Below are 12,868 nucleotides of genomic sequence, written 5' to 3'. Positions count from 1 at the left end.
GGGCACGATCGGCCAGCTGTGCCCGCCCGGTGGGGGGGCCCCGCGGGGGGGCGCGGGGGGCGGCATTGGCCCGCGGGGGGGGGGCCCGGCGGGCGGGCGGCGGGGTGGGGGGGGGGGGGGGGGGGGGGGGGCGGCGGGGGGGGGGGCGCCGGGGCCCCACGACCGGGTGGGCATGTTCGTCACCACCCTGGTGCTGCGCACCACGGTGGACCCGGCCGCGTCGTTCACCGAGCTGCTCGCCCGGGCCCGGCGCGTCGACCTCGCCGCCTTCGAGAATGCCGACGTGCCGTTCGAGCGCCTCGTCGACGTCCTCGACCCCGTGCGCTCCACCGGTCACAGCCCGCTGTTCCAGGTGATGCTGGCGTTCCAGAACCTGGACGCGGTACCGGCCGAGGTAACCCTGCCCGACCTCACCGTCACCGGCCTCGACACCGCGACGGCCGTCGCCAAGTTCGACCTGGATCTGGTCCTCGCCGACACCGCCGAGGGTGGCTGCGCCCTGAGCCTCACCTACGCCACGGATCTCTTCGACGCCGCCACCGCGCACCGTGTCGCGGAGAGCTTCGTCCGGCTGCTCGACGCCGTCACCGCCCACCCGGACGGGGCGATCGGCGAGGTCGAGCTACTCACCGACGAGGATCGAACGGTTCTCGAGAACTGGTGTGACACAGCACGTGCGGTCTCCGGCGAGGTGCTGCCCGTGGCGTTCGACCGTCAGGTCGCCGCGACGCCCGACGCCGTCGCCCTCGCCGACGGCGACGTCGAGCTCACCTACGCGGAGTTCGGTGCCAGGGTCAACCGGCTCGCGCGTCACCTCGTCGCGCAGGGCGTCGGCCCCGACACCGCGGTGGCGGTCGCCGCGCGCCGCTCGCCCGACCTGCTGGTCGCGGTGCACGCGGTGCTGGCGGCCGGTGGCACCTATGTGCCGATCGACCCCGACCATCCGGCCGAGCGGATCACCCGGGTGCTGCGGATCGCCCAGCCGATCTGCGTGCTGACGACCACTCGCGACGCCACCGACCTGCCGATCCCGGCCCCGGACTCGGACCGCAGCGGCGGACTGCCCTGGCTGGATGTCATCGAACTCGACGCCGTCGACCTCACGGCCCACTCGGCCGAGCCGCTCACCGACGCCGAACGCACGCAGCCGCTGCGACCGGAACACACGGCGTACGTGATCTTCACATCCGGTTCCACCGGCTTGCCGAAGGGTGTCGGGGTGCCGCACAGGGCGATCGTCGGCCACCTCGAGTGGATGGCCACCGAATTCGGTTTCGCCCCCGGCGACACCGTGTTGCACAAGACCCCGATCACCTTCGACGCCTCGATCTGGGAACTGCTCCTGCCCCAGCGGGTCGGCGCCCGCACGGTCATCGCCCGTCCCGGCGGCCACGGCGACCCCGCCTATCTGGCCACGCTGATCGCGCGGCACGGCGTGGACACCGCGCAGTTCGCGCCCACCCTGCTGGCCGCCTTCCTCACCGATCACGCGCCGGACCGGCGCAACCGGGCAGGCTCGCTGCGGCGGGTGTTCGCCGGTGGTGAGGCGCTGCCCGCCGCCCTGGCGCAGCGCGCGCGTGCGGTACTCGGGGCGGAGGTGATCAACCTCTACGGCCCGACCGAGACCACCGTCCAGGTGAGCACGCACCGCGTCGGCGACGACGACCAACTGACGGTCCCGATCGGCGGCCCGGTCACCGGCACCGCGCTCTACGTTCTCGACGCGCGGCTGCGGCGCGTGCCGCCGGGTGTCGTCGGCGAACTGTACGTCGGCGGTGGGCAACTCGCGCACGGCTACGTCGGGGCGTCCGAGCTCACCGCGGAGCGGTTCGTGCCGGATCCGTTCGCGGGGCCCGGCGCCAGGATGTACCGCACCGGCGATCTGGTCCGCCTGCGGATCGGCGAGAACGGTTCGCCCGCACTCGATTACGTCGGCCGTGGTGACCTCCAGGTCAAACTCAACGGGCAGCGCGTCGAACTCGGCGAGGTCGAGGCCGCCCTGCTGCGGCAGGGCGGCGTGGCCCAGGCCGCGGCGGCTGTGGTGCCGGGGGTCGGCGCGGACCGGCTGGTCGGCTACGTCGTCCTCGGCGCGGATCCGTCCGGGGCGCACACTGATCCGGCACGCCTGCGGGCCGCGCTGGCGGCGGAACTGCCGGGGTACCTGGTGCCCGCCACGGTGCTCGTGCTCGACGAATTCCCGGTGAACACCTCCGGCAAGCTCGATCGCGCCGCGCTGCCGCGACCGCACCTGCGTCAGGCGGCCTACCGTGGGCCGATCACCGAGACCGAACGGATCGTCGCGACGGAGTTCGCCCGGGTCCTCGACCTGGACCGAATCGGCATGGACGACAACTTCTTCGACCTCGGCGGCAACTCGCTGACCGCGGTCCAGCTGTCCGCGCGACTGAGCGAAGCGCTCGGCGTCGCGGTGCCGGTGGCGTGGTTCTTCACCGACCCGACCCCCGGCGTCGTGGTGGACCGCCTGCGCGCCGCCGACGACACCGCCGACGACGCGTTCGCGGTCCTGCTGCCGCTGCGCGCGGGCGGCAGCGGCGCACCGCTGTTCTGCATCCACCCCGTCGGCGGCGTGTCCTGGTCCTTCGCCGGGCTGACCCGCCACCTCGATCCCGAGCGGCCCGTCTACGGCCTGCAGTCCCCGGCCCTCACCGCCGCGGAACCGCTGCCGGAAACGATCGACGAGTGGGCGCGCCGCTACATCGAGGCCATCCGCACGGTGCAGCCCGAAGGGCCGTACCACCTGCTCGGCTGGTCACTGGGCGGGTTGCTCGCGCACGCCGTCGCCACCGGACTCCAGGCCGAGGGGGCGCAGGTCGCGAGCCTGGCCATGATGGACAGCTGGCTCGGCGCGGAACCGGCGCAGACCCCCGCGCCGACCGTCGGCGACCTGCTCGGCGGCCTGGCCGGCGACGACCTCGACATCGGCTGGGACGAGCTCGTCGCGGCAGATCTCGGCGGCCCACTGGCGGCGCTCGACCGCACCCGCCTCACCCGCATCATCGACGCCGCCACCGCGTCGATGACGATGGTCGACAACTACCGGCCCGGCCGCTTCGACGGTGACCTCGTCTACTTCGCGGCCACTGTCGACGACCCGACCGGCACCCGCGGCGCGGCCACCTGGACGCCCGCCGTCACCGGCACGGTGCACCGCTACGGCATCGACGCCACCCACTGGGCGATGGCGGGGGAGCGGGCCCTCGCCCGGATCGCGGCGGTCCTCGACGGCACCGAACCCGCTGTGGCCCAGCGCGACCAGGACGAACCGGCGCCAGGCGAGCAGCGACCCGCGAGGGCCGATGCGCGGGCGGGGGCGATGGGCGCCTAGAATCGCTGAGCCAGGCCGTCGTGCCTGCTGCCGGACACCGAGGCATCCGCGCACGTCGCCCGCACCTGTTTCGAGAGGTTGAGAGAACCCATGCCAGCACAGCCGTCCGGTGGGATCGGGTGACGAAGCCACAGTTGACCGAGTCGAATTCCGAATCCACCGACAGCATCGGCACCGAGGGCGGGGTGCGGCGCACCGTACTCCCCGGCGGACTCCGCGTGGTCACCGAGCACGTGCCCGGGGTGCGCTCGGCCTCCATCGGCGTCTGGGTCGGTGTCGGCTCCCGCGACGAGGGACCGACGGTCGCGGGTGCGGCGCACTTCCTCGAACACCTGCTGTTCAAGGCGACCCCCACCCGCTCGGCCCTCGACATCGCGCAGGCGATGGACGCGGTCGGCGGTGAACTCAACGCCTTCACGGCCAAGGAACAGACCTGCTACTACGCCCACGTCATCGACGAGGACCTGCCGCTGGCGGTCGAACTCGTCTCCGATGTGGTGCTCAACGGACTGTGCCGGGCCGTGGACGTCGACGTCGAACGCCAGGTCGTGCTCGAGGAGATCGCCATGCGCGACGACGATCCCGAGGACCTGGTCGCCGACTCCTTCCTCACCGCCCTGTTCGGCGACCACCCGATCGGGCGGCCCGTCATCGGCACCGTCGAATCCATCGAGGGCATGCGCGCGAGTCAGCTGCGCGGGTTCCATCAGCGCCGCTACCGGCCCGACCGGATGGTCGTGGCCGTGGCGGGCAACGTCGGGCACGAGCGCACCGTCGAGCTGGTGCACCGCGCGTTCGCGGCGCGGCTCGACGCCGCCGTCGAACCCGCCCCGCGCCGCGAGGGTTCGTTCCGGGCGCAGGCCGCGCCCGGCCTGATCCGGATCAACCGCGACAGCGAACAGACCCACCTGGTGTTCGGCGTGCGCGCGTTCGGACGCCACGAGGGTCAGCAGCGCTGGCCGCTGTCGGTGCTCAACACCATCATCGGCGGCGGCCTGAGTTCGCGGCTGTTCCAGCGCATCCGGGAGGAGCGCGGGCTGGCGTACTCGGTGTACTCGAGCGTGGACACCTTCGCCGACACCGGCGCCTTCTCGGTGTATCTGGGCTGCCAGCCGGAGAATCTCGCCCAGGTCGCGACCCTGGCGCGCGATGTACTCGCCGACGTGGCGGTCAACGGGGTCACCGACGCCGAATGCGCCCGCGCCAAGGGGTCGTTGCGGGGCGGACTGGTTCTCGGGCTCGAGGATTCCGCGTCGCGGATGAACCGGATCGGCCGCAGCGAACTCAGTTACGGCAACCATCGCAGTGTCTCGGCGACGCTGGCCCGCATCGACGCGGTCACCACCGACGAGGTCAGCGCGATCGCGCGCACCCTGCTCGCCCGGCCCTTCGGCGCCGCCGTGGCCGGGCCCTACCAGCGCACCCGCGACCTGCCCGCCTCGGTCCGTAAACTCGTGGAGCGCTGAGGAATTCGCGATCAGCCCGCGGTGGCCCGGTTCGCGGCCTCGACGACCGCGGGCAGCAGGCCGGGGAGCGCGTGCGTCAATTCCTCGGTGCGCAGCCGCTGATAGGTCTGGCCGTCGATGGTCATCCGCTCGATCAGGCCCGCCTCGCGCAGGATCTTGAAGTGGTGGGTCGCGGTGGATTTGTTGATCGCGTCGTAGAGCGCCGAACACCGGACCGGGCCGCCCGCGTTGGCCATCCGGCGCACCATCTCCAGGCGCACCGGATCGTGCAGGGCACTCAGCACGGCGGGCAGCCCGGCGACCGGTGCGGTCGGCGCCGGGGGGAGACCGTTAGCCTGAGTCATGATCTACCTCACTCGGGGGTTTGATACTCATCATACTCGGCGTACGCTCGACACCGTTCGATGGTTATCAAACTCACCTGATGGGGGCTGCGATGGCGGCGACAACGATGGCTCCGGCCGAGTCGGGGCAGCGCTGGGCGTACGGACTCGTGCTGGCCGCCACCGGCGTCGCGCTCGGTGTCTCCGGGGCACCCGCGCCGCTCTACGGCATCTATCAGACCGAATGGCATCTCTCGCCGCTCACCACGACCATGGTCTTCGCCGTGTACGCGGTGGCCGCCCTGGGCGCGGTCCTGGTCTCGGGCCGGATCTCCGATGTCGTCGGCCGCAAGCCGGTGATGGTCGGCGCGTTCGCCACGATGATCCTCGGCCTCGTGGTCTTCCTGCTCGCCGACTCGGTGCCGATGCTGCTGCTGGCCAGGGCGCTGCACGGCGCGGCGGTCGGCGCCACCGTGGTGGCGGGCGCGGCCGCGCTGCTGGACCTGCGGCCCGAGCGCGGCGCGCGGTCGGGGCAGCTCAGCGGGGTGGCGTTCAATGTCGGCATCGCGATCGCGGTGCTCGGGACCGCCGTGCTCGCCCAGTACGCGCCGTCGCCACTGCGCACGCCGTACGTGGTCATCGCGGTGATCTGCCTGGCCGCGGGCGCCGGGATCCTCGCCGTCACCGAACCGCACACCGCCCGGGTGAAAGCCCGCATCACGATCGCGAAACCGGCGGTGCCGCAAGAGATCAGGGCCGACTTCTGGTTCTCGGCGATCGGTGTGATGGCGGCCTGGTCGGTACTCGGTGTGCTGCTGTCGCTGTACCCCTCGCTGGCCGCGGCCAAGACCGGCGTGCACAATCTGGTCTTCGGCGGCGTCGTGGTCGCCGGGACCGCGCTCGCCGGCGCCGCGGCGCAGTTGTTCGCGACGCGGATCCAGGCCAGGCGCGCCGCCATCTTCGGTGACCTCGGCATGGCCCTCGCTCTGCTGGCCACGATCCCCGCGCTGGCCAGTGCGCAACCGGCCGTGGTGGTGCTCGCCGGACTGGCGCTGGGCGCCACCTTCGGCCTCGGCTTCGGTGGGTCGCTACGGCACCTGTCGGAGGTCGTGCCCCCGCACCGCCGGGGCGAGACCATGTCGGCCTACTACCTGCTGGCCTATTCGGCCCTGGCGTTGCCCACGCTGGCCGCGGGCTGGGCCGCCACCACCTGGGGCCTCACGACGGTGTTCCCGTGGTTCATCGGGCTGGTCTCGGTGGCCTGTGTCGTCGCGGCGCTGCTCGGGCTCCGTGGAACCCGAGCAGCCGTGGGCGACTAGGCGGGCCAGCCGCCGTAGGGCACCGTGATCAATTCCAGGAAGTGGCCGTTGGGGTCGAGGAAATAGACCCCGCGGCCGCCGTCGTTGCGGTTGATCTCGTTGACCCCGTGTTGTTGCGGATCCGCCCAGTGATCCAGCTTGTAGCGCTGGATCTTGGCGTAGGCGGCATCGAATTCCGCCTCCGAGACGAGAAACGCGTAGTGCTGCGGCTGGACTTCGGGAACATGCGGAGGCACCTTCGCGAAATCGAAGGTGACGCCGTTGGCGACGGGGATCGGAATGAACGGACCCCACTCTGTTCCTACGTCCAACCCGAGGATGTCCGCCCAGAATTCGGCGGTCTCCCGATTATCGCGACATCCGACAATGGTGTGATTGAACTGTACTGACAGTGGATTTCTCCTTGTTCGTGATGGCGCCGACCCTGGGCACGGTACGAGGCGGCCGACAGGAGCACCATCACCACGGCCGAGGTTAGCGCCCGGATCCCGGATCGTGCAACGGTGACGCGGGGTAGCGTCGCGCACATGAGGATTCGTGGAGCCGTCCTGGAGACCATCGCCGCGCCGGCGCCGTTCGCCGAGTCGCGTCCGATCACCGTGTGCGACCTCGAGCTGGCCGCCCCGGGGCCCGGTGAACTGCTGGTGCGGATCGAAGCGGCGGGGCTGTGTCACTCGGATCTGTCCGTCGTCGACGGCAACCGGGTGCGGCCGGTGCCGATGCTGCTCGGGCACGAGGCAGCCGGGATCGTCGAGTCGATCGGGGACGGCGTCACCGATCTCGCGGTGGGGCAGCGGGTCGTGATGACCTTCCTACCGCGCTGTGGCGAGTGCGCGGGCTGCGCGAGCGGCGGCTGCACCCCGTGTACGCCGGGCAGTGTCGCCAACAACGCGGGCGAACTGCTCGGCGGCGGCCGCAGGCTCCATCGCGACGGCGCCGAGGTGCACCATCACCTCGGGGTGTCCGGTTTCGCGACCCACGCCGTGGTGGACCGCCGCTCGGTCGTCCCGGTCGACGACGACGTGCCGCCCGAGGTCGCGGCGGTACTCGGCTGCGCGGTGCTGACCGGCGGCGGTGCGCTGCTCAACGCGGCGAAGCCGGGCCGGGGCGATCGGATCATGGTCGTCGGGCTCGGTGGCGTGGGGATGGCCGCGGTGCTGGTCGCCGTTTCGCTCGGGCTCGGCGAGGTGATCGCCGTCGACACGGTGCCCGAAAAGCTGCGGCTGGCAGAGGAATTCGGCGCGAGCGCCGCCTACACGCCCGCCGAGGTCGCGGAGCGCGGCATCGTGGCCGAGGTGGTGGTCGAGGCGGCCGGGAACGTGCGCGCGTTCGAGACGGCCGTCGCCGCCACCGCGCCCGGTGGCGTCACCGTGACGGTCGGACTGCCCGCCCCCACCGCGACCGCCACGATCTCGCCGCTCGCGCTGGTCGCGCAGGGCCGCACGATCATCGGCAGCTACCTGGGCTCGGCGGTGCCCGACCGTGACATTCCCGAATACGTCCGCCGCTGGCGCGCGGGCACCCTGCCGCTGGAGCGGCTCGTCTCGGCGCGGATCGGACTCGACCAGGTGAACCAGGCGATGGACGACCTCGCGGCCGGCGCGGCGCTGCGCCAGGTGATCGTGTTCGACTGACCTCGCGCCCGGTCACCCGTCGCTGCTCGATAGGCTTGACCACAAGCGAGGACGAGGCGAGGAGAAGCGGGTGACCATTCGGGTCGGAGTGCTCGGAGCACGCGGCAAGGTCGGACAGGCGATCTGCGCGGCCGTGGAGGCGGCGGCCGATCTGGACCTGGTCGCCCAGGTCGACAAGGACGACGCGCTGGCGACGTTCACCGAGACCGGCACCCAGGTCGTCGTCGACTTCACCCACCCCGACGTGGTGATGGGCAACCTGAAGTTCCTGATCGAGAACGGCATCCACGCCGTCGTCGGCACCACCGGCTTCGACGAGGTCCGCCTCGCCGAGGTGCGCGGCCAGCTCACCCAGCGCCCCGACGTCGGCGTGCTGATCGCCCCGAACTTCGCCATCGGCGCGGTGCTGTCGATGCGCTTCGCCGAGCAGGCGGCCCGGTTCTTCGAGTCAGTCGAGGTCATCGAACTGCACCACCCGAACAAGGCCGACGCGCCCTCGGGCACCGCCTACCGCACCGCCGGCCTGATCGCCGCGGCCCGTGCCGCGGCGGGTATCGGCGCGAGCCCCGACGCCACCAGTACCGAACTCGAGGGCGCGCGTGGCGCCGACGTCGACGGCGTGCGGGTGCACTCGGTGCGGCTGGCCGGACTCGTCGCCCATCAGGAGGTGCTGTTCGGCACCCAGGGCGAGACGCTCACCATCCGCCACGACTCCATCGACCGGAACTCCTTCGCACCCGGCGTGCTGCTCGGCGTGCGCGAGATCGCCGGGCGCCCTGGGCTGACCGTCGGGCTCGACCCGTTCCTGGATCTGTGAGCACCCCCGAACCCGCCGCGCGGCGACCTGACCGCCAGGTCGTGAAGATCCTCGCGCTGGTGGCGTTCCTGGTGCTGGCGCTGGTCTACTACTTCGTCCGGCTCGGCGGGCTGGCCATCGCCTACATCGCCGACGGCGAGTTCGCCGGCATCGCGATCGGGATCGGCATGCTGCTGCTGCCGATCGTCGGGATCTGGATCGTGTGGGCGACGCTGCAGGCCGCGTTCGCGCACCAGCGCCTGGCCCGCCGGATCGACGAGGAGGGCCTCGAGGTCGACACCTCGCAGCTGCCGCGCCGCCCCTCCGGCCGCATCGAACGCGCCGCCGCCGACGAGCTGTTCGCGCGGATCAAGACCGAATGGGAAGCCGACCCGGACAACTGGCGTTCCTCCTACCGCCTCGCCCGCGCCTACGACTACGCGGGCGACCGCACCCGCGCCCGTGAGACCATGCGTCGCGCGGTGGCGCTGGAGAAGCTGGAACGCGAGGCGTAGTGGCCCGGCTGCTGCTCATCCACCACACTCCCTCGCCGCACACGCAGGCGATGTTCGAGGCCGTGCTCGCCGGCGCCACCGATCCCGAGATCGAGGGCGTGGAGGTGGTGCGCCGCGCCGCGCTCGCCGTCACCGCCGTCGACGTGCTCGAGGCCGACGGTTACCTGCTCGGCACCCCGGCCAACCTCGGCTACATGAGCGGCGCCCTCAAACACGCCTTCGACACCTTCTACTACCCGTGCCTGGACTCCACCCGCGGCCGTCCCTACGCGCTCTACCTGCACGGCAACGAGGGCACCGAGGGCGCGGAGGCGAGCGTCGAACGGATCACCACCGGCCTGGGCTGGCAGCGGGTGGCGGCCGCGGTCGCCGTCTCCGGGCCGCCCGGCAAGGCCGAGCTGGAACGGTGCTGGGAGCTCGGGGCGACCGTCGCCGCCGGGCTGATGGGCTAGCCGCCCCGAATTCTGGTGGGCTGACACACGCTGGGCCGATGCGGTACAACTCGACTCCTACGTGTCGCGGGCTGGCCGCGGATGGGTGTTCCAGGATGGGGAGTGGTCGGTGAGTGAGTTGGAGCGGACTCCGCGGGTGCGGCGGATCGGGCTGGTCGAGGACCACGAATCCGTCGCCATCGGGCTCGCCGCCATGCTCGGACCCGAACCCGACCTCGATCTGGTCGCCACCGCCGACAGCGTGAGCGGGCTGCTCGCGGCGACCGACGCGCTCGATCTGGTCGTGCTCGACCTGCGCCTGCCCGACGGCTCCTCGCCCGAGGACAATGTCACCGCGCTGCGCGAACGCGGCATCGAGGTGCTGGTGTTCACCGGCGCCGACAACGCGTTCCTGGTGCGCTCGGCCGCCAAGGCGGGCGTGCTCGGCGTGCTGCGCAAGTCCGAGAGCGTGGCCACGGTGGTCGCCGCGGTGCGCAGGGCCGCCTCCGGCGAACAGGTCGTCACCACCGACTGGGCCGCCGCGATCGACGGTGACCCGCAGCTGTCCGACGTGGGGCTCAGCCCACGTCAGGAGGAAGTGCTCATGCTGTACGCCTCGGGGGAGAAGGCGTCGCGCGTGGCCCGGCTGACCGGGTTGTCGGAGCAGACCGTCAACGACTACCTCGGCCGCATCCGGCAGAAGTACGCCGACGCCGGCCGCCCCGCGCCCACCAAGACCGACCTGTACAAGCGCGCCGTCGAGGACGGCTGGTTGCCGGTGCCGGAACGACAGCAGCGCCCGTGACGACCGCGGTCCGGGTGGCCGCCGCCGGGGACACCGAACTCTCCCGGGCGGCGACCGACCAGATCCTGCGCAGGCTCGGGATGGTCATCGGAGTCGGCGCGATGATCGTGATGACCCTCGAACTGCCCGCCGTGCTGATCCAGCCGCTGAACCGGTCCCTGTGGCCCGAGGTGCACCTGATCGGGGCGTACCTGCCGTTCGCGCCGCTGGCCCTGGTGTCGGCGCTCGGGCCCGTCACCGCGATCCGCCGCGTCGCCGCCGTCGCCGCCGGATGCTATCTGCTCGCGACGGTGCTCACCCCGCTCGTGTACTCGGTGGTCTCGATCGGCTCGTTCGCCTCCTGGCCGTACCGCGGCCTCGCCCTCGGCGTGATGGCGGGCGGGCTGGCCTGGTCGGGACGGATCGCGACGGCCTTCGCCGCCGTGCTCGCGGTGGCCACGAGCGTGTCCAATGCCGCTGTCGTACCGGACAGTTCGACCTGGGCGCTGTTCGGCGACATCACCAGGGGACTCGGCGTCGGCGCGCTGTTCCTGTGGTGCGTGGTGTATGCCCGCACCGCCGCCGACCGGGTCGACCGGGAGGCGGTGCGCCAGCGCAGCAAGGCCGCCACCGTCGCCGCCACCGCGGCCAGGGAACGCGAGGGCGCGCGCTTCGCCGCCCTCATCCACGACGGGGTGCTGTCCACCCTGCTGGAGGCCTCCCGCGCGCACGAGTCGTCGTCGGTACTGCGCGCGCAGGCCGCGCGCACGCTCGACCAGCTCGAACAGGCGCGCAGCGCACCCGAGATCGACCATCTCGACGCCTCCGCCGCGGTCGAGTTCCTGCGGGCCGCGGTGCGCGAGGTCGATCCCGACGTGCCGGTGCGCGCGGCCCGGCGCGGCGCCGATCTGCGCCTGCCGCTGGAGGCGGCGCAGGTGCTGGGCGCGGCGTTGAGCGAGGCGGTGCGCAACAGCCTGCGCCACGCCGGGGTGCCGGGTCGTCCCGTACGGCGGACGGTGGCCGTCACCATCGCCACCGGCGGCATCCGGGTGGTGCTCACCGACGACGGCGCAGGCTTCGACCCCGCGCGCGTGCCCGTGGACCGGATGGGGATCGCGGGCAGCATCCTCGGCCGCATGCGGACCCTGGCCGGCGGCGCCGCCTTCGTCGAATCCTCACCGGGCAACGGGACCGTGGTGACGCTGGTCTGGGGCAGTCATGGCTGACCGGGACCGGCCCTTCGGCATGCGTGACCTGTTCGGCCTCAGCGACAGCATGGCCTGGCTGTTCGTGCTGATCTTCGAAGCCACCATCGTGCTGTACCTGCGGGTGAACTTCGACATCGCGCCGCCGGTCCCGGCCGCCGCGGCCCTGGCGTTCATGGCGGTGGCGGCGCTGGTGGTGCTGGTCGTCCCCACCGACCCGCTGCCCTGGCCCGCCACCGCCTACGTGGTGTGCGCCGGCCCGGCGGCCATGGCGCTGACGGTGCCCTGGATCGAGAACCCCTCCGGGTTCTCCCACCAGCTGTGGACGGCCTATCCCACCTCGTACCTGCTGGCGATGCTGGTGCTGCGCGGACGGATCGTGGCGGCCTGGATCGGGGTGGCCGCGGCCGCGACGGTGCTCATCACGATGGGCGTGTTCACGACCTGGCATCCCGAGACCGTGGTGCGCGCGCTGACCCCGGTCGCCACGGTCGGCGCGGTGACGGTGTTCATGGCGATCCTGCGACCCACCCAGCGTTCGCTGCGCGCCCTGCGTCAGCAGGCCACCGAGCGCGCGGCCACGGAGGCGGCGCTGGCCGCGGCCACGGCCGAGCGGGACCGGCAGCTGGCCCGGCTGGACCGGGTCGCGCGGCCGATGCTGGCCCGGATCGCCGAGGGCGCGCAGCTCACCGACGCCGAACGCGAACAGTGCCGATTGCTCGAGGCCGAACTGCGCGACGGCTTGCGGGCCCCCGACCTGGCCACCGAACGCCTCAGCGGCGCGGCGCGCGAGGCCCGTGCCCGCGGGGTGGAGGTGACCCTGCTCGACGACGGCGGGTTCCGCGCCGTCCCCAGCTCGGTGCGCCACCGGGTGCTCGACGCCGCGGTCGGCGAACTCGAGACCGCCACGGCGGGCAGCGTCACCGTGCGGGTGCTGCCGGTCGGGCGCCGCTGGGTGGCGACGGTGCTGGCGGCGGCGCCGACGGGGGACCGGCGCACCGAGATCGACACCGCGGGCGAGATCCGGGTGTCCACCTGAGTCGCGCCGA

Annotated in this window: 12 protein-coding genes; 10 read left to right on the top strand and 2 right to left on the bottom strand. The window is 72.4% G+C overall.

Going from position 1 to position 12,868, the window contains the following annotated elements:
- Positions 1–172: 172 nt before the first annotated feature.
- Together QH270_RS21415 and QH270_RS21410 are read left to right on the top strand one after the other, a co-directional pair.
- Positions 173–3,346: an amino acid adenylation domain-containing protein gene (locus QH270_RS21415; RefSeq protein ID WP_280345326.1), complete on the top strand. Its 3,174-nt coding sequence runs from the start codon at positions 173–175 to the stop codon at positions 3,344–3,346.
- Between the two features lie 134 nt (positions 3,347–3,480).
- Positions 3,481–4,812 carry a M16 family metallopeptidase gene (locus QH270_RS21410; RefSeq protein ID WP_280345333.1) on the top strand — a complete coding sequence of 444 codons (1,332 nt, stop codon included), beginning with the start codon at positions 3,481–3,483 and terminating at the stop codon, positions 4,810–4,812.
- A gap of 11 nt (positions 4,813–4,823) precedes the next feature.
- Here the strand turns inward: QH270_RS21410 and QH270_RS21405 are convergent, their stop codons facing one another.
- Positions 4,824–5,156 (bottom strand): ArsR/SmtB family transcription factor, encoded by a 333-nt coding sequence (locus QH270_RS21405; RefSeq protein WP_280345324.1) that lies wholly within the window; start codon positions 5,154–5,156, stop codon positions 4,824–4,826.
- 92 nt (positions 5,157–5,248) lie between these two features.
- Between QH270_RS21405 and QH270_RS21400 the strand changes: the two genes are divergently transcribed.
- Positions 5,249–6,454: an MFS transporter gene (locus tag QH270_RS21400; RefSeq protein WP_280345322.1), complete on the top strand. Its 1,206-nt coding sequence runs from the start codon at positions 5,249–5,251 to the stop codon at positions 6,452–6,454.
- Here QH270_RS21400 and QH270_RS21395 read toward each other — a convergent pair.
- On the bottom strand, positions 6,451–6,846 hold the full coding sequence (locus QH270_RS21395) for a VOC family protein (protein ID WP_280345331.1): 396 nt from the start codon (positions 6,844–6,846) through the stop codon (positions 6,451–6,453). The two genes, QH270_RS21400 and QH270_RS21395, sit on opposite strands and share 4 nt — an antisense overlap.
- Positions 6,847–6,981: 135 nt before the next feature.
- Here QH270_RS21395 and QH270_RS21390 point away from each other — a divergent pair, with 135 nt between their 5' ends.
- From QH270_RS21390 to QH270_RS21360, 7 genes are all read left to right on the top strand, one after another.
- Positions 6,982–8,088, top strand: a complete 1,107-nt coding sequence (locus QH270_RS21390) for an alcohol dehydrogenase catalytic domain-containing protein (RefSeq protein WP_280345319.1) — start codon at positions 6,982–6,984, stop codon at positions 8,086–8,088.
- Positions 8,089–8,158: 70 nt separating this feature from the next.
- Positions 8,159–8,905: a 4-hydroxy-tetrahydrodipicolinate reductase gene (dapB, locus tag QH270_RS21385; protein WP_280345316.1), complete on the top strand. Its 747-nt coding sequence runs from the start codon at positions 8,159–8,161 to the stop codon at positions 8,903–8,905.
- Positions 8,902–9,399: a hypothetical protein gene (locus QH270_RS21380; protein WP_280345314.1), complete on the top strand. Its 498-nt coding sequence runs from the start codon at positions 8,902–8,904 to the stop codon at positions 9,397–9,399. The genes dapB and QH270_RS21380 overlap by 4 nt, the downstream gene beginning before the upstream one ends.
- A complete protein-coding gene (locus tag QH270_RS21375; RefSeq protein ID WP_280219824.1) occupies positions 9,399–9,851 on the top strand; it encodes a flavodoxin family protein in 453 nt (150 codons plus the stop codon). The genes QH270_RS21380 and QH270_RS21375 overlap by 1 nt, the downstream gene beginning before the upstream one ends.
- Before the next feature lie 109 nt (positions 9,852–9,960).
- A complete protein-coding gene (locus tag QH270_RS21370; protein WP_280345311.1) occupies positions 9,961–10,635 on the top strand; it encodes a DNA-binding response regulator in 675 nt (224 codons plus the stop codon).
- Positions 10,632–11,840 carry a sensor histidine kinase gene (locus QH270_RS21365; protein ID WP_280345309.1) on the top strand — a complete coding sequence of 403 codons (1,209 nt, stop codon included), beginning with the start codon at positions 10,632–10,634 and terminating at the stop codon, positions 11,838–11,840. The genes QH270_RS21370 and QH270_RS21365 overlap by 4 nt, the downstream gene beginning before the upstream one ends.
- Positions 11,833–12,858: a hypothetical protein gene (locus QH270_RS21360; protein ID WP_280345306.1), complete on the top strand. Its 1,026-nt coding sequence runs from the start codon at positions 11,833–11,835 to the stop codon at positions 12,856–12,858. Before QH270_RS21365 ends, QH270_RS21360 begins: the two co-directional genes overlap by 8 nt.
- Positions 12,859–12,868: the final 10 nt, after the last annotated feature.

The sequence above is a fragment of the Nocardia neocaledoniensis genome (assembly GCF_029868625.1).
Classification (GTDB): Bacteria; Actinomycetota; Actinomycetes; order Mycobacteriales; family Mycobacteriaceae; genus Nocardia; species Nocardia neocaledoniensis_A.
The sequence above is the reverse complement of the archived record's forward strand: the minus strand, read 5'-3'. Positions and strand labels throughout refer to the sequence as shown.

What these genes read in the sequence shown, in the direction of transcription:
- QH270_RS21405 (WP_280345324.1), bottom strand. Translation starts at nt 5,156, where the DNA reads ATGACTCAGGCTAACGGTCTCCCCCCGGCGCCGACCGCACCGGTCGCC.
- QH270_RS21415 (WP_280345326.1), top strand. Translation starts at nt 173, where the DNA reads ATGTTCGTCACCACCCTGGTGCTGCGCACCACGGTGGACCCGGCCGCG.
- QH270_RS21360 (WP_280345306.1), top strand. Translation starts at nt 11,833, where the DNA reads ATGGCTGACCGGGACCGGCCCTTCGGCATGCGTGACCTGTTCGGCCTC.
- QH270_RS21390 (WP_280345319.1), top strand. Translation starts at nt 6,982, where the DNA reads ATGAGGATTCGTGGAGCCGTCCTGGAGACCATCGCCGCGCCGGCGCCG.
- QH270_RS21400 (WP_280345322.1), top strand. Translation starts at nt 5,249, where the DNA reads ATGGCGGCGACAACGATGGCTCCGGCCGAGTCGGGGCAGCGCTGGGCG.